The 24,326-nt window shown below is 43.8% G+C and carries 17 protein-coding genes and 1 tRNA gene; 5 read left to right on the forward strand and 13 right to left on the reverse strand.

Translation table 11 applies throughout. The features are described 5' to 3' along the window. Positions 1-95: 95 nt before the first annotated feature. Together DXB15_RS11965 and DXB15_RS11970 are read right to left on the reverse strand one after the other, a co-directional pair. Positions 96-1,079 (reverse strand): C40 family peptidase, encoded by a 984-nt coding sequence (locus DXB15_RS11965; protein ID WP_109216718.1) that lies wholly within the window; start codon positions 1,077-1,079, stop codon positions 96-98. 239 nt (positions 1,080-1,318) lie between these two features. Continuing rightward, a complete protein-coding gene (locus DXB15_RS11970) occupies positions 1,319-3,886 on the reverse strand; it encodes a transglycosylase domain-containing protein (protein ID WP_118703069.1) in 2,568 nt (855 codons plus the stop codon). A gap of 317 nt (positions 3,887-4,203) precedes the next feature. Here DXB15_RS11970 and DXB15_RS11975 point away from each other — a divergent pair, with 317 nt between their 5' ends. The 5 genes from DXB15_RS11975 (at position 4,204) to DXB15_RS11995 (ending at position 7,957) form a co-directional block, all read left to right on the forward strand. After that, positions 4,204-4,845 (forward strand): YigZ family protein, encoded by a 642-nt coding sequence (locus tag DXB15_RS11975; RefSeq protein ID WP_109216716.1) that lies wholly within the window; start codon positions 4,204-4,206, stop codon positions 4,843-4,845. Positions 4,846-5,030: 185 nt separating this feature from the next. After that, a tRNA-Gln gene (locus tag DXB15_RS11980) sits at positions 5,031-5,102 on the forward strand. 130 nt (positions 5,103-5,232) lie between these two features. Continuing rightward, positions 5,233-5,937, forward strand: coding sequence for an acyl-[acyl-carrier-protein] thioesterase (locus DXB15_RS11985; RefSeq protein ID WP_118703070.1), 705 nt, complete (start codon positions 5,233-5,235; stop codon positions 5,935-5,937). Positions 5,938-6,080: 143 nt separating this feature from the next. After that, entirely contained in the window at positions 6,081-6,914 is an 834-nt protein-coding gene (locus DXB15_RS11990; RefSeq protein ID WP_109216714.1) for a CvfB family protein, read from the forward strand. Continuing rightward, positions 6,914-7,957: an acyltransferase family protein gene (locus DXB15_RS11995; RefSeq protein ID WP_118703071.1), complete on the forward strand. Its 1,044-nt coding sequence runs from the start codon at positions 6,914-6,916 to the stop codon at positions 7,955-7,957. Before DXB15_RS11990 ends, DXB15_RS11995 begins: the two co-directional genes overlap by 1 nt. Positions 7,958-8,035: 78 nt before the next feature. Here the strand turns inward: DXB15_RS11995 and DXB15_RS12000 are convergent, their stop codons facing one another. The 11 genes from DXB15_RS12000 to DXB15_RS12050 form a co-directional block, all read right to left on the reverse strand. Next, on the reverse strand, positions 8,036-10,150 hold the full coding sequence (locus DXB15_RS12000; RefSeq protein ID WP_118703072.1) for a glutamine synthetase III family protein: 2,115 nt from the start codon (positions 10,148-10,150) through the stop codon (positions 8,036-8,038). Between the two features lie 368 nt (positions 10,151-10,518). Then, positions 10,519-11,382, reverse strand: a complete 864-nt coding sequence (gene fba, locus DXB15_RS12005) for a class II fructose-1,6-bisphosphate aldolase (RefSeq protein ID WP_118703073.1) — start codon at positions 11,380-11,382, stop codon at positions 10,519-10,521. A 156-nt stretch (positions 11,383-11,538) separates the two neighbouring features. Then, positions 11,539-12,432 (reverse strand): diacylglycerol/lipid kinase family protein, encoded by an 894-nt coding sequence (locus tag DXB15_RS12010; protein ID WP_109216709.1) that lies wholly within the window; start codon positions 12,430-12,432, stop codon positions 11,539-11,541. Positions 12,433-12,434: 2 nt separating this feature from the next. Beyond that, positions 12,435-13,400 carry a DNA-binding protein WhiA gene (gene whiA, locus DXB15_RS12015; RefSeq protein ID WP_109216708.1) on the reverse strand — a complete coding sequence of 322 codons (966 nt, stop codon included), beginning with the start codon at positions 13,398-13,400 and terminating at the stop codon, positions 12,435-12,437. Positions 13,401-13,413: 13 nt separating this feature from the next. Then, a complete protein-coding gene (gene rapZ / locus DXB15_RS12020; RefSeq protein WP_109216707.1) occupies positions 13,414-14,289 on the reverse strand; it encodes an RNase adapter RapZ in 876 nt (291 codons plus the stop codon). A 94-nt stretch (positions 14,290-14,383) separates the two neighbouring features. After that, the gene (murB, locus tag DXB15_RS12025; RefSeq protein WP_118703074.1) at positions 14,384-15,292 is read right to left on the reverse strand and encodes a UDP-N-acetylmuramate dehydrogenase; all 909 of its coding nucleotides are present in this window, start codon (positions 15,290-15,292) and stop codon (positions 14,384-14,386) included. A 13-nt stretch (positions 15,293-15,305) separates the two neighbouring features. Beyond that, positions 15,306-16,703, reverse strand: a complete 1,398-nt coding sequence (locus DXB15_RS12030; RefSeq protein ID WP_109216706.1) for an aminopeptidase — start codon at positions 16,701-16,703, stop codon at positions 15,306-15,308. A gap of 279 nt (positions 16,704-16,982) precedes the next feature. Next, positions 16,983-17,921: an HPr(Ser) kinase/phosphatase gene (hprK, locus tag DXB15_RS12035; protein WP_109216566.1), complete on the reverse strand. Its 939-nt coding sequence runs from the start codon at positions 17,919-17,921 to the stop codon at positions 16,983-16,985. Between the two features lie 137 nt (positions 17,922-18,058). Beyond that, positions 18,059-19,936 (reverse strand): excinuclease ABC subunit UvrC, encoded by a 1,878-nt coding sequence (gene uvrC / locus DXB15_RS12040; protein WP_118703075.1) that lies wholly within the window; start codon positions 19,934-19,936, stop codon positions 18,059-18,061. A 126-nt stretch (positions 19,937-20,062) separates the two neighbouring features. Next, on the reverse strand, positions 20,063-22,045 hold the full coding sequence (gene ftsH, locus DXB15_RS12045) for an ATP-dependent zinc metalloprotease FtsH (RefSeq protein ID WP_118703076.1): 1,983 nt from the start codon (positions 22,043-22,045) through the stop codon (positions 20,063-20,065). A 293-nt stretch (positions 22,046-22,338) separates the two neighbouring features. After that, positions 22,339-23,946: a CTP synthase gene (locus DXB15_RS12050; protein WP_118703077.1), complete on the reverse strand. Its 1,608-nt coding sequence runs from the start codon at positions 23,944-23,946 to the stop codon at positions 22,339-22,341. Positions 23,947-24,326 lie beyond the last annotated feature (380 nt).

A 24,326-nucleotide genomic window follows, 5' to 3' on the forward strand; every position in this document is an offset into this window, starting at 1 on the left:
CCTCTTTCTGACCGTTATAAACAAGGTTATGCACATTATCCACAAAATCCGATCATTCTGTCCAAATTATGCCAAACCTCTGTATTTTATCCGAATTATCCTAACACTCTGCGGACTGCAAGAATATTTGTATAAGTTGCCGGTGAAATTTTAATTCCATCACTTGGATTGCTTGCATGGATGATCTGACCGCCGCCAATATATAATGCAACATGTCCGCTATAGCAGATGATATCGCCCGGCTGTGCTTCGGAATAACTTATGCCACGTCCTACACTGCGTAATGCAGATGAAGAATGTGGAAGGGAAATTCCATAATGTGCATATACCTGCATTACAAATCCGGAACAGTCTACACCGTTTGTCAGGCTTGTACCGCCCCATACATACGGATTACCAAGGAACTGGCTCGCATAGCTGATCACGGAGCTTCCGGAACTGCTCTGTGCACTCTCTACTTCCGGTTTTTCTGCATACTGATAAGTATCTGCTACCTCTGCATATTCTGTGGAAATATATCCCTCACCGTCAGAAGTCTCAACTTTTACCCATCCCGGTGTCTGCTCATCAGTAACCGTAAGCTGTTCGTCCTGTCCTGCTAAAGTTACGACGGAAGCATCTGTGCTTGCTTCGCTTCTTACTTTTAAAGTCTCTGTCTCCACGGTAGCTGTTCGTGTTTTAACAGAATCCAGTAATGCCTGATCTCCAACAGTTAAATATTCTGCTTTGATATATCCGCTGATAGAACCGGATGTGATCTGGTACCATCCATCTTCTGTACCGGTAACAGTTGCTACCGCATTGTTTTTCATAATACCAACGATCTCACTGTCTGTGGTTGCTTCCTTGCGGATATTGATATAACTGTCTGTCTGTGTCACACCAAGATTTGCAGCTGCTGTCTGCTCTGCGGTATCTGCCTGTGCAACAAGAAGTGAAACTCCTGAAGCCGGTGCTGCAGTGGTACTGATTGCTGCTGTATTATCTGTCTCTGCTGCCTGTGCACTTCCTGCTCCCATGGTCAGTACTAAGGTGCTTAATAATAAACAGGCTGCAAATTTTCTATTTCTGGTTCTCATATTGTCCTCCGTATGTTCCATACTATTTTTTATTGTTACTTTTTATCTCAATTATTACAAAATTGTTACATTCAACATGTCCAATTATAACAAATCAGTATCATAGTGTCAATATAAGTTTCCGTTCTCAACGTTCATTTCACTGTTTTTTCACCTTATTTTTACAAATTCAGAACTTATTCGCAGGCAAAAAAAGAACACAGAATTGTAACATTTTCTGTGTTCTTTCTTAATTTGTTTTAATGTGATGCATTTTGCGTATTCTGCGTACCGGACGTGTTAGAATATGTCTGGGCATCCTGTCCACTGCGATTCGGTGTCAACGCATCGATCAACGGCTGTAACAGTCCATGGCTTGTATGAACATCACATACCTTCGTCGGCATTGCATCTTCCCCGGACGCATCTTTTACATAAGTTTTTTTCACCTTGCTGCTTTCCGGGCAATATTCTCCTGCAAGCAATCCGGAATCCTTACAGATCACCGCAGTCTCATGCAGATCACATTTTTCCTCCGGTTCGGTTCCATCCGCAAAATATTCCGTCACGGTCTTGGAGCAGACACCCGGGATTGCAATCTTGCCAGAGGTTGCACACACGGTATATTCCTGCACATCATCCGGCATCTCAAAATCTTTGTATTCCAGTCCTTCGTGAAGTTGTCCCATAATACGGTTCCACAGGATCTTCGGATATTTGGTAGATTCCAGTTCTGAGTAATCGTCATAACCGCCCCATACCACACAGGTGTAATATGGCGTAAAACCTGCAAACCAGGCGTCACGGGCTGCTTCCGTCGTTCCTGCTGTACCGGTTTTTCCGGCAATCGGCATGGTACCAAAATCTGCCAGTTTTCCGGTTCCGTATTTTACAACATCTTCCATGGCTGAGGTCAGCAGATATGCGGTACTGTCCTTGATCACAGTGTGTGTCTTCGGAGTCTTGTCCAGAAGAACATTTCCATCCTGATCCAATATCTTCGTATACAATACCGGTTCCTTATATTTTCCGCCATTCGGAATAACTTCAAAAGCTGCTGCCAGCTCCAGATTGCTGACTGCACCGACACCAAGTGGCAATGATTCCACAATATCGTCCTTTGTCAGCGTAGATATACCAAATTTCTTTACCATCTCATAGCCGGTCTTTGGTGTGATATCTTCCACCGTCTTGATCGCCACTACGTTGACGGAATCCTGAATCGCCTCCCGGATGCTCGTATAGCCACGATACTTGCCATCTGCATTGTGTACGGTCTGACCGGATGAATATGTGATCGGTTCATCCAGTACCGCTGTTGCCAGCGTGTATTTTCCACTGTCCAATGCCGGAGCGTAAGCACTCAGGATCTTAAAGGTAGAACCAGGCTGTCTCGTCACCCCGGAAGCTCTGTTTAACGTCTTACTTGCCGTCTTTTCACCTCTGCCGCCAACCAGGGCCTTCACCTGACCGGTGCTCTGATCGATGATCGTTACCGATGTCTGCGGCTGCACGGTAAATGTCACATTTTCCCCAAGCACGGTTCCCCCAGCACTGATCATGGCTTCCCGGTACTCATCAATCGCATCCTGTGCAGATGATTCACTCTTATAATTCAGATCATAGGTTTCGTACTTCTTCTTATAATAAGAAAGCAGATTCTGCTCACTGTAATGTTCCACAGAACCATCCGTCTTTTGAACGGATAATGCATAGGAAAAAGAAACTTTTTTGGCAATATCAGAATAATTACTGTCATCATTTACCTGATCATCACAAATCTTCTGGATTTTCGGATCCTGTGTCGAATAAATGGTCAGACCACCGCTGTACAGTGCTTTATATGCCTGCGCTTCCGAATAATCTAATTCATCCTGCAGATCCTGTACCACTTCTTCTGTCAGGGAATCTACAAAATAAGATGTGATATTGGTATCACTGCTCTGCCACTTGGTATTGTTATCCTGAATCCGGTCGTATACCGGATCTTCCAGTGCCTCCTGATACTCATTCTCATCAATATACCCCTGCTCTTTCATATTTAAAAGAACTTTCTCACGCCGGGCTGCATTGTCCTCCGGATGAGAAATCGGGTTGTATTTGGACGGATTTTGGGTAATTCCTGCAATTACTGCGCACTCTGACAACGTCAGCTCTGAGACATCTTTTCCAAAATAACGTCTGGATGCTGCCTGCACGCCTAACGTATTCTGTCCCAGATTGATGGTATTCAGATAATTTTCCATGATCCAGTCTTTGGAAACTTTCTTTTCCAGCTGTACTGCCAGATATTGTTCCTGCAGTTTTCGCTCAATACGCTGTGAGGAGTCCTCTGTCGTCCATCCCTCAAACACATTATTTTTCAACAGCTGCTGTGTGATCGTGCTGGCTCCTTCTGTGAGATGTCCGGTGGTCAGTCCCTTTGCAACTGCCCGGGCTATTCCCCTCAGGTCAATGCCGTTGTGATCATAAAAACGCTCATCTTCGATTGCCACAAATGCATGCTGCAGATCCACCGGAATCTCATCCAATGTCACATAGACTCGATTGGAACCGGTTCCAACAAGCTGCGCGGTCACATTTCCGTCTGCATCCAGAACTGTGGACATATATCCGGAAGGTGTCGCATCAATCTCATTAATATCCGGTGCTTCTGCAATTATTTTTTCCACAAAACGATAGCCCTGATAACCGACATATCCAAGTCCGGAAACAAACAACAGCAGCACGATCAGTAACGTCAGCGAAGAAAGCTTCCTGCGCATGACCGTTCCACGGGAGGTCAGCTCCCATTTCCTGCGCGCAGCATTTTTTCTGCCATAATTCATAGATTCCCTCCATTCAAGAATGCCCTCATCATTCTTGCTGCTCACCGCCGCTAAAGACAGGAGCCTTTTCTTATCTAATACAATTCTTCTCTATTAAACGAAAAGTCAAACAACTATATTGCTTATATTACCATTAATGCGATATACTGTCTACATTAGATGTGGATACCTCGCATCTGGCAAAAATATAAAAACAATATAATTGTAAAAACAACGATCTTTAAAAATCAATTTTTCAAAAAATAAAAATCCTATTGATTTGTAGATCTCTAGATTCGTAATATTGATTTGTAGATTCATATATAGAAAGGAACATCATGAGTTATAAAGTATTATATCAGGCCGGTCAGGATGAAATCGAAGAAAAAAAATCCCGTTTCATCGCACACACGCTCCCGGTCACCTCGGAAGAAGAAGCAGTTGCCTTCTTAAATAAGATAAAAAAGGAATATTGGGATGCACGTCACAACTGTCATGCCTATACCATCGGGAAAAACAATGAATGTACCCGCTGCAGTGATGACGGAGAACCTTCCGGTACTGCCGGTCGTCCGATTCTGGATGTACTGCTCCGGGAAGGGATTCACAACTGCATCGTTGTTGTCACCCGATATTTTGGCGGCACTCTGCTTGGCACCGGTGGACTGGTGCGGGCGTATCAGGCAGCTACTCAGGCAGGACTTGCTGCAAGTACCATCATTGAAAAGCAGTTCGGGCACAAATTACATGTCACTACAGATTATAATGGCATTGGAAAACTGCAATATCTGGTAGCACAGAACCAGATTTTTACACTGGATACCCAATATGCCGATAATGTTACCCTTGATCTGATGGTTCCTGAGGAAAAATTCAAGGATTTTTGTGTTCAGATCACGGAAGCAACCAGTGGACGCGCTATCATGGATTCCGAAGATTTAGAGGAATTCGGTATTGTTGATGGTGAAATCATTTTTTAATTGATATTTTTCTTTCATTTTACATTTATTTTTAAAATGTCAGATTATTATCAAAAATAAGTTAAAAATTCAAACGTAGTTTTTTCAAAAAAGGGGTTGCAATCCTTGGAAACTTGCCCTATAATAACACTTGTCGACAGGACATGAGGCAAACACCTCAAAGCAAAGCCTTCGGCAACAAGTAATGGCCCATCGCCAAATGGTAAGGCAACGGACTCTGACTCCGTCATTTCAAGGTTCGAATCCTTGTGGGCCAGTTATCAGAAAGCACCATGTAAATGGTGCTTTTTTGTTTAGCAGGAAATTTCATATAATTTCCTGGCATTTCTTTTTTTAACAAAACTGCGGACGATCCGCTATCCTGTATTTTTAAGGAGGACGATTTTCATGTATCAGTTTAAAAGCCGCGTCAGATTCAGTGAGGTAGACAGTCACCTCAATATGACACCGCCATCCATTATCAACTATTTTCAGGATTGCAGTACTTTCCACTCCGATTCTATCGGACAGAGTATCGAAGTCATGATGGAACAGGGATATGCCTGGATTCTTTCTTCCTGGCAGATCATCATCAACCGTTATCCAAGATTTGGTGAAGAAATCACGATCAGTACCTGGGCACACGGCTGGAAAGCTTTTTTCGGATACCGTAATTTCAAAATGGAGGATGCAGAGGGCAATATTCTGGCTTATTCCAACACAAACTGGATCTACATGAATATCAAAACCGGTCGCCCGGAACGGATTCCAAAGGAAGTCAGCGACCTTTATGCCTGCGAACCGGCAATTCCTATGGAAGAAGCATCCCGCAAAATTGCCCCTGTCACAGAGGGCATTAGCCTTAGCCCGATTCAGGTGCACAAATACGACATTGATTCCAACAATCATGTCAACAATGAGCGCTATGTGCCAATGGCTATGGAATGTCTGCCGGATGGTTTTATCATCCGTCAGCTTCGGGTAGAATATCGTAATTCCGCCGTACACGGCGATACGATTTATCCATTCTATCATCAGGAAGGTGATACCCTGAAAGTGTCCCTGAATGATGCGGATGGCATACCTTATGCCATTGTAGAATTTCAAAGCTGACATATATGCAGAATATATATATGTCATATTTAAAACATCTTTCTATATGATATAAGTAATGCAACGTACGTATAGAAATAAAATAAGAAATAACATATAATTATCAAAATATTTTACGCCACCAGAAAGGACGGATACACAACATGAAATTAGGAGAAAAACAGACACTTACCGTAGTAAAACAGGTAGACTTCGGCGTTTACCTTGCAGAGCAGCAGGATGACGAAACCCGCGTACTGCTCCCGGCAAAACAGGTTCCGGAAGGAACAAAGCTGCACGACAAACTGGAAGTCTTCTTATATAAAGACTCCAAGGATCGTCTGATTGCCACTACAAATGAGCCAAAACTGACACTGGGCGGTTTTGCCGTTCTGAAAGTTGTTCAGGTAACACAGATCGGCGCATTCCTTGACTGGGGACTGGAAAAAGATCTTTTGCTTCCTTTTAAAGAACAGCTTCGTAAGGTCAGAGAAGGCGACGAAGTACTTGTTACTCTTTATATAGATAAAAGTAATCGTCTCTGTGCCACCATGGAAGGTATTTACCATCTGCTCTCCACTGATTCTCCATACAAAAAGGGAGACACGGTAACCGGTCGTGTATACGAATTCAGTGACAACTTCGGTACCTTCGTCGCAGTAGATGACAAATATTCTGCCCGCATCCCGGGATTTGAGAACACTACTGCATTAAAGATCGGTGATATCATCGAAGCAAACGTCACAAACCGCAAACCGGATGGAAAACTGGATCTGACCATTCGCGCAAAAGCTTATGTTCAGATGAACAAAGATGCTGAAGATGTATTAAGAATCATTGATGAGTACGGCGGAGTCCTTCCATTTAATGACAAAGCTTCACCGGAGATTATCAAACGCGAAGCTCACATGAGTAAAAACGCATTTAAGCGTGCCGTAGGACATCTTTACAAAGAACGTCTGATTGAATTTACAGATAAAGGAATCCGACGGGTATAATGAATCAATCAAATAACAGACCTGTAGAAAAATACAGTCTGGATCTGTGTAAATTTATCATGGCATTCGCAGTCATTGCAATTCACACGGATCCACTGGTTGACTGCAGCAATACTGCCATGTCCAGAATCGGATACCTGTTTCTGTCCATGGCAGTTCCATTTTTCTTCCTTGCCTCCGGATATTTGCTGGCAGCCAAATTGCTGTTCCCATTTTCCAGACAGGAAGACCTTTCAAAAATCAGACGTTATATGACAAAGATCTTAAAAATGTACCTGCTTTGGACACTTTTATATCTCCCAATGGCACTCTGGCATTTTGTTGCCACCGGAAAAACATTGCATCGTGCGATTCAGCTCTACATTCAGGGATTCTTCTTTGTCGGTCAACAGTATAATTCCTGGCCGTTATGGTATCTTCTGTCGACTTTTTATACACTTGGAGTTTTGTATCTGCTGTTAAAATGCAAAGCTCCACCTGTAACATTTTTGCTGGTAAGTGGAATTTCCGCGGTCATCAGTTTTACCATTGACGCACTGATCGCTTCTCCGGACCACTTTCCGACAACTATGCAGGCACTTTTACCGATTATACACAATACGGTACAGCACGGACGTATTTTTACCGGTGGAATTTATCTTCCTCTGGGAATGTTGCTTGCCTACCGAAAACTTCCAGCTCTGCTGAACAGAATCCTGCTTCTCGCCGGATGCATTGCCAGCTTTCTGATCCATGTATCTGTTGTCGATGCCTGTCTTCTGGTTATTATTTCCGTCAGCTTTTTTGGTATTGTAGAAAATCTTTCCCTAAAAAAGCACCGTATTTATCATTTTATGCGGCATTCCAGTATGATCCTGTATCTGATTCACATGTATGTCTGGAGCATTTACTATAAGCTGCTGTATAAACATAAGGATCATGGCATTGACGATTTTCTGATCACCTCTGCGCTCAGCTTCGCACTGGCTGCACTTTATATCTTATTAAAAAACAGACGTTTAAAGTTAAAATCAGAACCTTTCACAAAAGTTTCTGCCAAATGAAAAAGAACCGGAATTTGACTTCCGGTTCTTTTTCGATTGATGTATATACTAACTAAGGGGATTAGATAATACCGTTTCTTAAACCTCAAAGATGAGATCGCCATAAGATGGCATTGGCCATACTTTCTTGTCCACAATAATCTCCAGTTTATCAATCGGCGCACGAAGTTCTGCCATTGCAGTTGTAACTTCATCCCGATAATAAGCTGCACGCTCAGCACCATCTTCCATGGTCAGACCTTTGTCTGTCACTTCTTCCAGTTTTGCCAGCGCCACTTTTGCATCAGATAATAATCCGGATGCTTCCTGAAGCAGTTCTGTCTGTACACTGATATCGCAATCGCAGGCTGCTTTTACCGCATTGATGGATTCTGCCAGAGATGTGATATATTTGATCACTGCCGGAATCAATGTCTTGTTTGTGATATTGATCATCGCTCTTGCTTCAATATTGATCTCTTTTGCATAGATTTCATACTGAATCTCTTCACGGGACTCTAACTCAGCTTTTGTAAATACGCCGAATTTTTCAAACATATTGATTGCTTTATCTGTGGTCAGTGCAGGAATTGCATCAACCATAGATCTGATATTTGGTAAGCCTCTGCGCTCTGCCTCAGCTACCCATGCATCAGAATATCCGTCACCATTGAAGATAATTCTCTGGTGCTCTGTCAGATATTTTTTAATCAGATCATGTGCTTTTTCGTTGACATCTTCTGCTGTTTCCAGTTCATCACAAACTTCCTCAAATGCCTCTGCCACGATGGTATTTAATACAACATTCGGTGCAGAGATAGAATCCTGGGAACCAACCATACGGAACTCGAATTTGTTTCCTGTAAATGCAAACGGTGATGTTCTGTTTCGGTCTGTTGCATCTTTTGCAAGATCCGGCAGAGAAGCTACACCTGTCTGTAATACACCACCTTTTAAGGAGTGTGTAGCAGAACCGGTACTGATCAGCTGAGAAATCACATCGTCAAGCTGCTCGCCAAGGAATACGGAAACAATGGCAGGCGGTGCCTCATTCGCGCCAAGTCTGTGATCATTTCCAACATCTGCTGCAGACCAGCGAAGAAGATCAGCATGATTATCGACTGCTTTTAAGATGCAGGCAAGTACCAGAAGAAACTGAATGTTCTCATGCGGCGTTTTACCAGGCTCTAATAAGTTGATACCATCATCTGTTGTGATAGACCAGTTATCATGTTTACCGGATCCATTGACACCGTCAAATGGTTTCTCATGAAGCAGGCACTGAAGTCCATGCTCGTTTGCTTTCTTTTTCAGTACTTCCATAACCAGATGGTTGTGATCCAGAGCCAGGTTACAGGTCTCATAGATCGGTGCCAGCTCATGCTGTGCCGGAGCAACCTCGTTATGCTGTGTTTTTGCCGGAACACCCAGTTTCCACAGTTCTTCATTAACATCTTTCATAAATGCAGCGATACGTGGACGGATGCTTCCGAAATAATGGTCATCCATTTCCTGTCCTTTTGCCGGCATGGAACCAAATAAGGTACGACCGGTGTAGATCAGGTCTTTTCTTCTTAAATATTTTTCTTTATCTACCAGGAAATACTCCTGCTCGGAACCAACAGATGGAGTAACTTTTTTAGAAGTTGTATTTCCGAATAATTTCAGTAAACGTAATGCCTGTGTGTTGATTGCCTGCATGGAACGAAGCAGTGGTGTCTTCTGATCCAATGCCTCACCTGTATAGGAGCAGAAAGCTGTCGGAATACAAAGTGTTGCACCTGCTGCATCATGTCTTACAAATGCATAGGATGTACAATCCCAGGCTGTATATCCTCTTGCCTCGCATGTCGCACGAAGTCCTCCGGACGGGAAAGAAGATGCATCCGGCTCACCTTTGATCAGCTCTTTACCGGAAAAGCTCATCAGTACTTTACCCTGCTCATTCGGAGCAGTGATAAATGAATCATGTTTCTCTGCTGTCACACCGGTCAGCGGCTGGAACCAATGGGTATAATGTGTTGCGCCCTGCTCGATTGCCCATTCCTTCATTTCATGTGCAATAATGTCTGCAGTTGCAAGATCCAGATCTGTTCCCTCTTTGATGGTCTCCTGCAATTTCTGATACACTTTCTTCGGAAGTCTTTCCTTCATCACAGTATCATTGAATACATTTTCACCGAAAATATCAGTGACTTTGAAATATTCACTCATCTTCTTGATTCCTCTCTTTTCTCATATTTTTACAGTCCCCTGAGTATATACTGATCTGCCCGTTCTCATCTTTTTATGTATCCGGGACAATTCTGCTATAAGTAAGCGTTTTTCCATCCGCTTATGCTGCCTGTTCATATCCGAAATAACTATTCATCAGATTATTTGGCTAAATGATCAATTTTATCTTTTTATAGCAGAAAAGGGTATTCCACCATTTGTTGGAACACCCTTGTTCAGCACGTATTCATGTCTTGCAATTAACATAGTACAAAATTCTGAAAATTGCAAGAGGCCAAAAACATTTTTGTCCATTTCAACAATTATGAGTTGTAAAATGCTAATTTTTCGTAACTTTTTACAAATTCTCAGGCTTTGTCGATAGAACCAAAAATTTCCATTTTCTCTTTTACTTTAGCTTTGATAGCCTCAAAACCTGGAGCAAGTACTTTTCTAGGATCGAATCCTTTACCTACTAAGTCTTTGCCCTCTTCGATATATTTTCTTGTAGCTTCAGCGAATACAAGCTGGCACTCTGTATTTACGTTGATCTTTGCAACACCAAGAGAAATTGCTTTCTTGATCATGTCATCCGGAATACCTGTACCACCATGAAGTACTAACGGCATATCGCCTGTCTTCTGCTGGATAGCATCCAGAGTCTCAAAGCTTAAGCCTGCCCAGTTTTCCGGATATTTTCCGTGAATGTTACCGATACCTGCTGCAAGCATTGTTACCCCAAGATCAGCGATTGCTTTACACTCTTCCGGATCAGCACACTCACCCATTCCGATTACGCCGTCTTCCTCGCCACCGATGGAACCAACTTCTGCCTCAAGAGATAATCCTTTCTCTTTGCAAACAGCAACAAGCTCTTTTGTCTTGGCAACGTTCTCCTCGATCGGATAATGAGAACCGTCAAACATTACAGATGAAAAACCAGCGTCGATACATTTGTAGCAAGCTTCATAGCTGCCGTGATCCAGATGTAATGCAACCGGAACTGTGATATTTAACTCTTCCAGCATTCCGTTTACCATACCAACAATCGTCTTGTAGCCTGCCATGTATTTGCCGGCACCTTCAGATACACCAAGAATAACCGGAGAGTTATTCTCCTGAGCGGTTAACAGAATTGCTTTTGTCCACTCAAGGTTGTTGATATTGAACTGACCAACTGCATAGTGACCTGCTTTTGCTTTTTCAAGCATTTCTTTTGCTGAAACTAACATAATGAGATCCTCCATTTGTTTAAAAAAATATTGTTAATATAATAACATTATAACCTTATCAGATAAAAAATGGAAGTCCTATTTTTTACCTGACATATAAAAATCTATCAAAATGCTGCCGTTCACACGCGCCATTCGCAAAACGTCCTTTCAAGATTACTCTACCATAAAGGTAATTCTGCGACAGTGGTTATAAATTTCTACCTCTTTATGATCTCCGCCAAACTCTCCATCCAGCGTCCACGGTACATAGTCTTCGCATTTTAATCGAATATGATCCGTCTTGTAAGTATAAATATAAGGTGTCTCTATATCCTTCGGCATCACCAGATTAGACAAGATCTCATTTAACTGGATCGGATTCTGAGGCATCCTGATCAATGTCACCTCGAATTCACCGTCATCCAGTTTTACGTTATTTCCTGTCATGTTTTTCATGCCGCCTACAGAAACAGAATTTGTGATCATACCATAGATAAACTCGTCCCGGATCGTCTCACCATTTACTTCCACTTCCAGATAGTAGGATGGAATATCGTACAATCGTTTTGCGCTCTCCAGAATATAAGCCACATGCCCAAAAATATTTTTCAGCTTCTGGTTTGTCATATAAGACACATCTGTAAATAAGCCGAAAGCTGCAATATATACAAAATTATCCTCATTGAAAACACCTACATCACAGGGAAACTGCCGGCCACTGACGGCAATCTCAGCTGCACGCAGCATATTTTTGGGAATTTTTAAAGACTGGGCAAAATCATTGGTACTTCCCGCCGGAATATAACCGATGGGAACGATGCCATCACATCGCATCATGCCGGTAACAACCTCATCCAAAGTTCCATCACCGCCACTGCACACAACCAGATCATATTCTTCTGCCTGTTCTTCCACTTTATGGACTGCATCTTCCTTTTCCTGTGTCGGATAGATGGTAACCTCATATCCATTTTTGACAAAAGTATCAACGATGGACACCAACTGCATTCGAATCTGTCCTTTTCCGGAATGCGGATTAAATATAAATAATAATTTTTTCTTATCCATTTCTATTCACCCTCCTCAGTCCTTAAGCCTTCTGCAATCTCTTTCAGTTTTCTCAGCCGGTGGTTCACGCCTGATTTTCCAACTGGCGGATCCAGATAGGTTCCAAGTTCCTGTAAAGATACATCCGGATTATCCAGACGTACCTGCGCCATTTCCCGTAATGCCGGGGCAAGCTGCTCTAATCCGATAGTTTCCTCAATATACCGAATGTCTTCCACCTGCCGCGCTGCCGTACGCACCATTTTATTAATATTGGCAGAGTCACAGTTGGACTGCCTGTTTGCACTGTTTCGCATTTCCTTGATAATACGAATATTTTCCAGTTCCATCAGGGACTTGTGTGCTTCCATCACATTCAGGATCTGAATGATCTCCTCACTGTCTTTCAGATACAAAATGTATTTCTGCTTTCGCAGAATAATCTTTGCATGTACAAAAAATGCTGCCATCTGTTCTTTTAAAAATGCTGCTGTCTGTTCATCCTCGCAAACAATCTCAAAGTGATAGGATTTGCCCGGATCACTCATAGAACCGGCACAAAGAAATGCCCCTCTGATATAAGCACGCTTGCTTCCTAACGTCTGCAGCAAGTCCCGCGGTTCTGCCTGTGCACTCCAGATACAAATATCCCGCAGCGCCTGCTGGAGTTTCTGCCGCTCCGGAAGTTCCTCCGAATAAAGCATATCCTCCGGTCGCTCCGACAACAATATAAAATACTGATTATTTTTTCCGGCTCCATGTCTGCGTATCTCCAGCTGCACCTGAATGTCAAATGCTTTCTTGATCAGTTTTACAAACGTCTTTGCCAGTGCCACATTTTCCGTTTCCACCAGAACCGCCACACTGTCCTCCAACCGTATAATTCTTCCACAGAAACGAATAATGGCGGAAAGTTCTGCCCGTACATCCGCTTCCTGCATCGGAATCAGACGGGCAATCTCCTCCTTCATCTCTCCAGAAAAAGACATATTACTTCCTCAACTACTTTCCACGCTTTGCGTCTTTATCAATATCGCGGTGTTCTACCCGCAAACCATATTTCTGATTTTTCTTTAATCTCTCGTAAAGTGCATTCGTCAATGTAACCGAACGGTGCTTTCCACCGGTGCACCCAATCGCAATCACCAGGCGATTTTTCCCTTCTTTGATATAATTAGGGATCAGGAAACGCACCATATCTTCCAATTTGTCCAAAAATTCTCCCGCCTCCGGGCTATTCATAACAAACTGCTGAATCTCCGGATCATTTCCGGTTTTTGGACGCAGTTCTTCCAGATAATAGGGATTCGGCAAAAAACGCACATCAAATACCAGATCTGCATCTGCCGGAATCCCATACTTGAATCCAAAAGACAGGATTGTCAGATAGATATTGTCATATTCCTGATGTCCAAGGAAAATATCACCGATGGCAGCATTTAATTCTCTGGTCAGGAGCTGACTGGTATCAATGATATAATCTGCCATCTCCTTCAGGAATTTTACCTGCTTACGTTCCAACTCGATTCCTTTTTCCACCCGGTCAGTTCCTGCCAGCGGATGTGCCCGACGGGTTTCCTTGTATCGTTTGACCAGCACTTCATCCGATGCATCCATAAATAAAATCTGCACACAATTTCCCCGTGCACGCAGATTCTGAATGATTCCGGATAACTGCTGTAATGCCTCTCCATTTCGGATGTCCATACCAAAAGCGATCCGCTGAAACTGTGTTTCCCCGGAATCAGCAAATTCCACAAACTTTTCCAGCAGTGGGATAGGAAAATTATCCACGCAAAAATATCCGATATCCTCCATAATTTTTAACGCAGTTGATTTTCCTGCCCCCGACATTCCTGTCACGATTACATATTCCATACTGTTCACCTTACTCCTGATGTCCTATTTTCCAGTCGTCCTGACTTTCACGAATCTTGTTCGCCAAAAACTTCTTTCCGACTTTTCTAACGTGCTAAAACTCCCCGATTTTCTTCACTTCTGCTTCCAGACGCACACCGAATTTTTCAAAAACAATTTCAGAAACCTGATTCATCAAATTACAGATATCTGCCGATGTGGCATGATCCCGGTTGATCACGAATCCACAGTGTTTTTCGGATACCTGGGCGCCGCCTACCTGAAAGCCGCGAAGTCCCGCATCCTGAATCAGTTTTCCTGCAAAATATCCTTCCGGACGTTTAAACGTACTGCCTGCACTCGGATACTCCAACGGTTGTTTGCTCACACGTTTTTCTTTCAGATCTTCCATGACCGCACGAATTTCTTCTGCTTTGCCCGGATGCAGCTCCAGAACAGCAGATACCACCAGATATCCACGTTCCGGAATGATGCTGTGCCGGTAAGACAGATCCAGTTCTGCCACCGGAAGCGTCAGAAACGTTCCCTCCGGTGTCAGCACCGTTACTTCTGTCAGAACGTCCTTCATCTCTCCGCCGTAAGCGCCTGCATTCATCACAACTGCTCCGCCAAGGCTTCCCGGAATTCCGGATGCAAATTCCAGACCGGTCAGTTCCTGCGCGGCAGCTTTTGATGCGATGGCAGAAAGCATCGCACCTGCTCCTGCTGTGATTTTTGTTCCCTCAATGGAAATCTCTGACATCTGTTTACCGATTTCCAGAACAATGCCGCGGATACCGCCATCGCCCACCAGCAAATTACTTCCGTTTCCGATCACCGTCCACGGAATCTGTTTCTCTTTGCACAGGGCAAGAATCTCACTGATCTGTTCTGCCTTCGGTGTCACCAGAATATCTGCCGGTCCACCGGTTCGAAATGTCGTATGCCGGCTCATAGATTCCTCACAAAATACCTGTTCGGAACCACAGATCTGACATAACGTTTCATATATTTCTTTTTTCATACTCTGCTCCAATTTATGCATCTTTCAGGAATGCTTTATATCCGCATTTTGCTTCATACAGATCTGCTTTGCTGATGATCTCCCAAGGTGCATGCATGTTCAGTACTGCCACACCACTGTCGATAACCTGCATATTATAATTTCCAAGGATATAAGCGATGGTTCCGCCGCCGCCCTGATCTACTTTACCAAGTTCTGCGGTCTGGAAGTATACCTGATTGTCATCCATGATCTTGCGGATCTCAGCTACATACTCAGCACCGGCATCGTTGGAACCGGATTTTCCTCTGGAACCTGTATATTTGTTGAATACCAGACCTCTTCCAAAGTATGCAGCATTTTTCTTCTCCATGACACTTGGATAGTTCGGATCAAATGCAGCACTTACATCAGAAGAAAGTACTTTGGAATTCTGCAATGCACGGCGCAGTTTTAATTCACAGTAATCGCCGCAGGCATTCATTACTTCTGCAGTCATATTTTCGAAGAAACGGGACTGCATTCCGGTTGCACCAACGCTTCCGATCTCCTCTTTATCTACCAGCAGGCATACGCTTGTGCGCTCCGGTGCTTCCATCTCCATAATAGCAGAGAAGGACGGATATGCACACACGCGATCGTCATGACCATAGCCCATGATCATACTGCGGTCAAAACCATAATCTCTTGCCTGACCTGCCGGAACGATCTCGATTTCAGCAGAAAGGAAATCTTCTTCCTCCACACCGTAAGTCTCTTTTAAAATTTTCAGCACGTTTGCCTGTACCAGAGTTTTTACTTTCTTCTCTTCCTCTGTCTTTGCTTCCAGCGGCATGCTTCCAACTAAAATATCAAGTGCCTCACCTTCGATGACTTTTGCACCTTTTTTCTCCATCTGGTCTCCGGAAAGGTGGATCAGCAGATCGCTGACACCAAATACTGGATCTTCCGGTTTCTCACCGATGTTGATCTCTACGACAGAACCGTCTTTTTTTGCAATCACACCGTGCATTGCCAGTGGCAGTGTTACCCACTGATATTTTTTTACACCGCCATAGTAATGAGTATCCAGCAATGCCATATCAGTATCTTCGTACAACGGATTCTGTTTCAGATCCAGACGCGGGGAATCGATATGTGCGCCAAGGATGTTCATACCTTCCTGCATTGGTTTCTTACCGATGATATACATAGCAAAACTTTTACCTTTGTTATCTGCAAATACACGGTCTCCGGCTTTCAGAGTGATGCCATTTGCGATGACATCTTCCATATCCTGAAATCCTGCTGCTTTTGCACGTTTCTTTAATTCTGTGACACACTCGCGCTCTGTTTTGCAGTCAGAGATAAACTGACGGTACTCTTCACCGTAAGCAAATACTGCTGCTTTTTCTTCCTCTGTATATTTTTTCCATGCGTTTTTTCGTTCCATATTGTTACACTCCTTTTGAATGTGCTCCGTAAAGGGAAGCAGACATTCTAATTTTGTTTTATTAAAAAATATCATTCAAAATCCCTTATCCTCGTAAAAACAGGGGACTTCTTTACATTGGGTCAAGCGGATATTCGCAATCCGCTTCGCTACTTGCTCATAACCGAATAACTGCTCCGCAGTTTATCAGAAGGAGCCTGCACTCCTCCTGATACAAGCAAGTCCCCACCCACTGCTTATTGCTTTTCGCAATTGAAGCAGGGGACTTACTTGATTCGGTTAAATTTCCGTAGAATTTCCGTTTTTCAGGTTATTTTCTACTCTTCGATACAATTCTTTTGCCGCATTATAGCCCATCTTTTTCTGTCTGTGGTTTGCAGCTGCTGCCTCACAGATGACTGCCAGATTTCGTCCCGGACGAATCGGAATGGAATGACACACGATGTTGTTGCCCAAAATCTCGGTATATTCTTCTTCCAGTCCCAGACGATCGTACTCTTTGTCTTTCTTCCAGTCTTCCAGTTTGATGACCAGATCAATAGTCTGCTGTTCCTTGACACATTCTACACCAAACAATGTCTTTACATCAATAATTCCGATGCCGCGCAGTTCGATAAAATAACGGGTAATATCCGGCGATGTTCCGATCAGTGTATTATTATTGATCTTGCGGATTTCTACCACATCATCGGTAACCAGACGATGTCCACGACGGATCAGCTCCAGAGCAGCTTCACTTTTTCCAATACCACTCTCGCCCATGATCAGCACACCTTCGCCATAAATATCAACCAGTACACCATGAATGGAAATGCACGGTGCCAGCTTACTGGTCAGAAAATAAATTGCTTCCGCAGCCACATTGGACGTTGCATCCGGTGAACTAAGAATTGGAACCCCACGCTCCCCTGCAATCCGCAATACAACTTCATCCGGCTCATATTCACGGCACATAATGACACATGGCACATTAAATCCCAAAAGTTTTCGATAACGATCCTCACGATCTTCCTCTGATAAAGTCTCCAGATAAGAATACTCTACCATTCCAATAATCTGGATTCGTTCTTCTGCAAAATGTTCAAAATATCCTGCCAGCTCCAATGCCGGTCGGTTAATCTCCGGTGTGGTGATCATTCGTTTTGACATATCCACACACGGGGTAAAACATTTGAATTTCATTTTTTCCGCTAACTGTTGTACACTGACTCCCTGCATTATATTTTCTCCATTTCTGTATTATTTGGCAACGATTCAAAGTGAAATTATCTACCCTGAATAATCGCATAACCTCTAGTAGCTGTTACATATTTTTTACAGTTCCTACCAATAAGTACAGTAAGTATACCACTTTTTTACTCCTTATGGAAGAATTGGTATACCGACTGCGCCGCTTTTTCATTCATGCCATCCACTTCCCGCAGCTGTTCTACCGATGCTTCCCGAATTTTCTCCAGCGACTGGAACTGCCGCATCAGCGCCTTTCTTCGTGTCTCACCGATATTCGGAATATCATCCAGAATCGAACGCACCTGCTGCTTGCTTCGCAGGGAACGATGATATTCAATGGCAAAACGGTGTGCCTCATCCTGAATCCGGGTGAGCAGGCGAAATCCTTCCGAATGCCGGTCGATAGGGATTTCCTCATTGTTAAAATACAGACCACGGGTTCTGTGATGGTCGTCTTTTACCATACCACAAACCGGAATCGCAAGTTTTAATTCATCCAGCACTTCCAATGCAATATTGACCTGACCTTTTCCTCCATCCATCAGAATCAGATCCGGAAATTTTGTAAAACTGCCATATTCCTGCGCCAGATTCTTTTCCTTGTTCTGTGCCCGTTCTTCCATTCCATGAGTAAAACGTCGTGTCAGTACTTCCCGCATGGATGCATAATCGTCCGGACCGGTTACGGTCTTTAACTTAAATTTACGATAATCGCTTCGGCAAGGTTTTCCCCGTTCATAAACGACCATCGAACCAACCGATTCAAAACCGTTCGTGTTGGAAATATCATAGGCTTCCATTCGTTTGACATAGCCAAGATCCAGCAGATCTGCAATTTCCTTGACAGCTCCGATGGTCCTTCCTTCTTCCCGGCGAATTTTTTCTTTGTCCTGAGTCAATACCATCACCGCATTTTGTTCCGCAAGTTCTACCAGTTTTTCCCGCTGTCCTTTCTTCGGCACCCGGATATAAACTTTCTGCCCGCGCTTTGCAGACAACCACTCTGCTACCACATTTGCATCATCAATTTCCATCGGCAGCATGATCTCCTTAGGAACAAAAGGCGTTCCCGCATAGTATTGACTGATAAAAGTGGAAAGAACCTCTTTTTTCGTATCCTCCGCCCCAATGGTCACATGAAAATGCTCTCTGCCGATCAGCTTGCCTTCCCGGACGAAAAACACCTGCACAACCGCATCCCGGTCATCCATTGCCAGCGCCAGAATATCGCGATCCTCGCCGTCAAAACTGGTGATTTTCTGCTTCTGCGCCACCTGACGCACACTGGTCAGCAGATCCCGGTATTCCATAGCTTTTTCAAATTCCAATGCCTCCGAAGCCGCCTTCATCTTTTCTTCCAGATCCTTGATCACCGGTGCAAAATTGCCATTCAGCAGTTCCATAGCTCCCCGGATCTGTAAACGGTAATCTTCCTTTGAGATATATCCCTGGCAGGGTGCCTGGCACTGATGGATATGATAGTTCAGGCAGGGACGCTCTTTTCCGATATCGCGTGGAAGCGTCCGGTTACAGGTTCGGATCTGAAACAGCTTCTGTACCAGTTCGATGGTATCCTTCACTGCTCCAGCACTGGTGTAGGGTCCATAATATTTTGATTTATCCTTTTTCATCAAACGCGAAAACAGCACACGCGGATAAGCCTCACCTAACGTCACTTTGATATATGGATAGGTCTTATCATCTTTCAACATCGTATTATATTTCGGGCGATGCTCCTTGATCAGATTGCATTCCAGCACCAGTGCTTCCAGCTCGGAGTCCGTCAGAATATATTCAAAATGATCGATATGCGTGACCATCTTCTCAATCTTTGGTCCCTTATTCCGGCTCGTCTGAAAATACTGACGCACCCGGTTTCGCAGACTGATGGCTTTTCCGATATAAATGATCGCGTCCCGGTCATCATGCATAAGATACACGCCCGGATGATCCGGCAGTTTTTTCAGTTCTTCCTGAATATCAAATAGTTTCTCTGTTCCCATAAGTTTTTTCAATCCTCTTGAAATCCCCAAACGGTCAGGGCAGAAAATTGCTTCTCTACTCTGACCGTTTCTGTCATATTATTACTTTTTTATCCCACAATCGGATATCCGACCGTTTTTGTTTTCTTACTCCTCAAAAGCCTCATCCGGTGCAACCGGCTCATTTCCGGAAAACTCTGTCTCATTTTCCTTGATCGGTGCAGACTGTGTATCTGTCTGTGCAGTTACTTCTTCTGCCTCTACATCGATTGGCTGGTTCCCTTCTGTCATCTCTTTGAAGATATCCATGAACTCTTTTCCGGTGATGGTCTCATGTTCATACAGATATCCAGCAATCCGCTCCAGTACATCGCGATGGCTTAACAGCATTTCTTTTGCTGTGTCGTAAGCCTTCTGAAGCATTACTTTTACAACTTCATCGACTTTTGCAATGGTCTCATCACCGCAGTTTGTTACGGCACGACCATCTAAGTATCTGTTCTCTACAGATTCTACACCCATCAGACCAAATTCATCAGACATACCAAACTGTGTTACCATTGCGCGGGCAATTCTTGTAGCCATCTCGATATCATTGGATGCTCCTGTTGTCACAGAATCACACATGATCTCCTCTGCGGCACGACCACCCATGTAAGTAACCAGACGCGCTTCCAGCTCTGCTTTGGTTTCCAGATATTTCTCTTCCTCCGGCATCTGCAGGGTGTAACCCAGAGATCCCATCGTACGCGGCACAATTGTAATCTTCTGTACCGGCTCTGCATCTTTCTGTAATGCAGTAACTAATGCATGACCAACCTCATGGTATGCCACCAGACGTTTTTCTTTTGGTCCCATGATACGGTCTTTTTTCTCTTTACCGGCAATGACAACCTCTACAGACTCAAATAAATCTGCCTGTGTCACATACTGTCTGCCATTCTTAACCGCATTGATAGCTGCCTCATTGATCATATTTGCAAGATCGGAACCTACACATCCGGCAGTTGCCAGTGCGATTGCTTCCAGATCTACGGAATCATCCATTTTAACGTCCTTGGAATGTACACGAAGTGTCTCCACACGACCTTTCAGATCCGGTTTGTCAACGATGATACGACGGTCAAAACGTCCCGGTCTCAAAAGTGCCTTATCCAGTACTTCCGGACGGTTGGTAGCTGCCAGGATCAGCAGACCTTTGGAAGTATCAAAACCATCCATCTCTGCCAGTAACTGGTTCAATGTCTGCTCACGCTCATCGTTTCCGCCGCCGTAATGGCTGTCACGGCTTTTACCGATAGCATCAATCTCATCGATGAAAATAATACACGGTGCCTGTTTCTGTGCTTCTTTGAACAGGTCACGAACACGGGATGCGCCGACACCAACGAACATCTCTACAAAATCGGAACCTGCCAGTGAGAAGAACGGTACGCCCGCCTCACCTGCAACTGCTTTTGCCAGTAACGTCTTACCGGTACCAGGAGGTCCTACTAATAACGCTCCTTTCGGCAGTTTTGCACCGATGGCTGTATATTTCTGTGGATTATGCAGGAAATCTACTACCTCCTGCAGAGACTCTTTTGCCTCATCCTGTCCCGCTACATCGCGGAAGGTAACACCGGTTGATTTTTCCACATACATTTTGGCATTGCTCTTGCCAACGCCCATGACGCCGCCTCCGCCGCCCATTTTCCGCATGGCAAATCCAAGCAGGATCCATACTAAAGCGACCGGAATTACAAAACTCAGGATCTGATATACCCAGGCAGATGTTGTATTATTCTTACCGGTATAATCAACGCCGTACTCATCCAATAATTCATACATACGGTCATCCTTTAAGTTTACCGTATAATAAGTTACCTGATACAGGCTCTTCTTGTCCTCTACCGGTTCAATATCGATCTGACTGTTGGTAATGACAACACTTTTTACCTTATGTTCCTTTACCATGGTCTGAAATTCAGAATATGTGATCTCCTGATTCGTCAGACTTCCAATTCCATTTGTAATCATTGTTACAAGGAGAAGTACCACAACGGTCGCAAGAACAAACCAAAGCATGTTCTGACCATTTTTGCGCCCTTTGTTATTTCCTCCCTGGTTGTTTCCTCTGTTCTCGTCCATTCTTATTATCTCTCTCATTCCTGTGTATATCCGGCTCTGGTCTGACAGGTCATTTATCGCTTCCGTCAAACCGGGAAGGAACTGTATACACAATCCTTTCTCTGGTTTCCCCTATGCCTGCCTGCATTCCCTATTACAAAAATGCCCGACCTGCATTGTTTTATTATATGGTTATTCTGTATAGAAATCAATAATATAATCGTGAACTTTTCTTGATTTTTATAAAATATTTATAAAAGAAGCCCCAGATGCAGCTTCTCATCCGGGACTCCTTGGACTGAATAAAATCAGTATTATTCATTTTTGTACTCAATAGCAGCTTCCACAAAACCTTTGAATAACGGATGTGGACGGTTCGGTCTGGATTTCAGCTCCGGATGTGCCTGTGTAGCCACAAACCACGGATGAGACGGAATCTCGATCATCTCTATGATTCTTCCATCCGGTGAAAGACCGCTGAGTTTCATTCCATGCTCAGTCAGAATTGCGCGGTAATCATTGTTAACCTCGTAACGATGACGATGACGCTCATGGATGGTCTCTGTACCGTATAACTCATATGCTTTGCTGTCTTTTGCAAGAACACAAGGATAAGAACCAAGACGCAGGGTACCACCAATATCCTCTACTCCGTTCTGATCCGGCATCAGTGCGATCACCGGTGCGCTTGTGTTCGGATCAAGCTCGATGCTGTGTGCATCTTCCAGTCCGCAGATATGACGCGCATACTCAACGATGGAAAGCTGCATGCCAAGGCAAAGACCAAGGAACGGTACTTCATGCTCTCTTGCATATTTGATAGCTGTGATCTTGCCGTCAATTCCACGATCACCAAATCCACCCGGAACAAGGATTCCCTGTACACCGCCAAGAACTTCGTCTACGTTCTCTTCGTTGAGTTCCTCAGAATCTACCCATTTGATATTTACAGTCGCATGCTGGAAAATTCCACCATGTTTTAATGCCTCTACAACAGAAATATATGCATCATGTAACTGGATGTATTTACCAACCAGTGCAATTTCAACTTCTTTGTTCGGATTGCGCAGAGCCTGTACCATCTCGATCCAGTCTGTCAGATCCGGTTCCGGACAATCCAGTTTCAGGCATTCACAGGCAACCTGAGCCAGATTTTCTTTTTCCATTGCAAGCGGAGCTTCATATAAATATTCTACATCCAGGTTCTGCAGTACGCATTTTTTCGGTACGTTACAGAATAATGCGATCTTGTCACGAATCTGACGATCCAGCTCATGCTCAGTACGGCATACGATGATGTCCGGCTGAATTCCCATTCCCTGTAATTCTTTTACGCTTGCCTGGGTCGGTTTTGTCTTTAACTCTCCGGAAGCGGACAGATACGGGATCAGTGTTACATGGATCAGGATCGCATTCTCATGTCCAACTTCATGCTGGAACTGACGAATGGCCTCAAGGAACGGCTGGCTCTCGATATCACCAACGGTTCCTCCAACCTCGATGATGGCAATCTGTGTCTCTTCTGTTGTAAAATCACGGAAGAAACGGCTCTTGATCTCATTTGTGATGTGCGGGATTACCTGTACAGTTCCACCGCCATAGTCACCACGGCGCTCCTTCTGCAATACGGACCAGTATACCTTTCCGGTTGTCACATTTGAGCTCTTGCTCAGATTCTCGTCGATAAAACGCTCGTAATGTCCCAGATCCAGGTCTGTCTCAGCACCATCCTCGGTAACGAAAACCTCACCGTGCTGAATCGGGTTCATAGTTCCCGGATCAATGTTGATATATGGGTCAAATTTCTGCATGGTCACTTTGTATCCGCGTGCTTTTAACAGACGTCCAAGTGATGCGGCAGTGATTCCCTTTCCAAGTCCGGATACTACTCCGCCGGTAACAAATACGTATTTTACTGCCATTGTTTCTTCCTCCTGTGTTTATTTTATCTCCCAAAATGGGGTTTTTATTCTGCTTCATTCACTGTAATTTTGTTCAAAATCACTGTACGTTCCTGTAAAGTGTCTGATCTCTGGCTGCGTGTAAGCTCAATCAGAGATGAAATTACATACAGTTTTTATTATACAACCTCTGGCGACAGAAATCTACTTTTTTTTCATTGATCAACGACTTTTTTCAAAATCTGTCATTTTTTCAATCAAAACGATATAAAATTATGGCTTATCGCTTATCAAAAAGAAGTGTTTTTCATCCATTCAAGAATGCTCCGGCATTCTTGTTGCGAGGTGCGCGTCATGCAATTGCATGACATACTTCAACTGCGCACCTCTGTAATCCTGCC

This window comes from Roseburia sp. OM02-15 (assembly GCF_003481835.1).
Classification (GTDB): Bacteria; Bacillota; Clostridia; order Lachnospirales; family Lachnospiraceae; genus Eubacterium_I; species Eubacterium_I ramulus_A.

Coding starts and splice junctions, on each gene's coding strand:
- DXB15_RS11965 (WP_109216718.1), bottom strand. CDS start 1,079: ATGAGAACCAGAAATAGAAAATTTGCAGCCTGTTTATTATTAAGCACC.
- DXB15_RS11970 (WP_118703069.1), bottom strand. CDS start 3,886: ATGAATTATGGCAGAAAAAATGCTGCGCGCAGGAAATGGGAGCTGACC.
- DXB15_RS11975 (WP_109216716.1), top strand. CDS start 4,204: ATGAGTTATAAAGTATTATATCAGGCCGGTCAGGATGAAATCGAAGAA.
- DXB15_RS11985 (WP_118703070.1), top strand. CDS start 5,233: ATGTATCAGTTTAAAAGCCGCGTCAGATTCAGTGAGGTAGACAGTCAC.
- DXB15_RS11990 (WP_109216714.1), top strand. CDS start 6,081: ATGAAATTAGGAGAAAAACAGACACTTACCGTAGTAAAACAGGTAGAC.
- DXB15_RS11995 (WP_118703071.1), top strand. CDS start 6,914: ATGAATCAATCAAATAACAGACCTGTAGAAAAATACAGTCTGGATCTG.
- DXB15_RS12000 (WP_118703072.1), bottom strand. CDS start 10,150: ATGAGTGAATATTTCAAAGTCACTGATATTTTCGGTGAAAATGTATTC.
- fba (WP_118703073.1), bottom strand. CDS start 11,382: ATGTTAGTTTCAGCAAAAGAAATGCTTGAAAAAGCAAAAGCAGGTCAC.
- DXB15_RS12010 (WP_109216709.1), bottom strand. CDS start 12,432: ATGGATAAGAAAAAATTATTATTTATATTTAATCCGCATTCCGGAAAA.
- whiA (WP_109216708.1), bottom strand. CDS start 13,400: ATGTCTTTTTCTGGAGAGATGAAGGAGGAGATTGCCCGTCTGATTCCG.
- rapZ (WP_109216707.1), bottom strand. CDS start 14,289: ATGGAATATGTAATCGTGACAGGAATGTCGGGGGCAGGAAAATCAACT.
- murB (WP_118703074.1), bottom strand. CDS start 15,292: ATGAAAAAAGAAATATATGAAACGTTATGTCAGATCTGTGGTTCCGAA.
- DXB15_RS12030 (WP_109216706.1), bottom strand. CDS start 16,703: ATGGAACGAAAAAACGCATGGAAAAAATATACAGAGGAAGAAAAAGCA.
- hprK (WP_109216566.1), bottom strand. CDS start 17,921: ATGCAGGGAGTCAGTGTACAACAGTTAGCGGAAAAAATGAAATTCAAA.
- uvrC (WP_118703075.1), bottom strand. CDS start 19,936: ATGGGAACAGAGAAACTATTTGATATTCAGGAAGAACTGAAAAAACTG.
- ftsH (WP_118703076.1), bottom strand. CDS start 22,045: ATGGACGAGAACAGAGGAAACAACCAGGGAGGAAATAACAAAGGGCGC.
- DXB15_RS12050 (WP_118703077.1), bottom strand. CDS start 23,946: ATGGCAGTAAAATACGTATTTGTTACCGGCGGAGTAGTATCCGGACTT.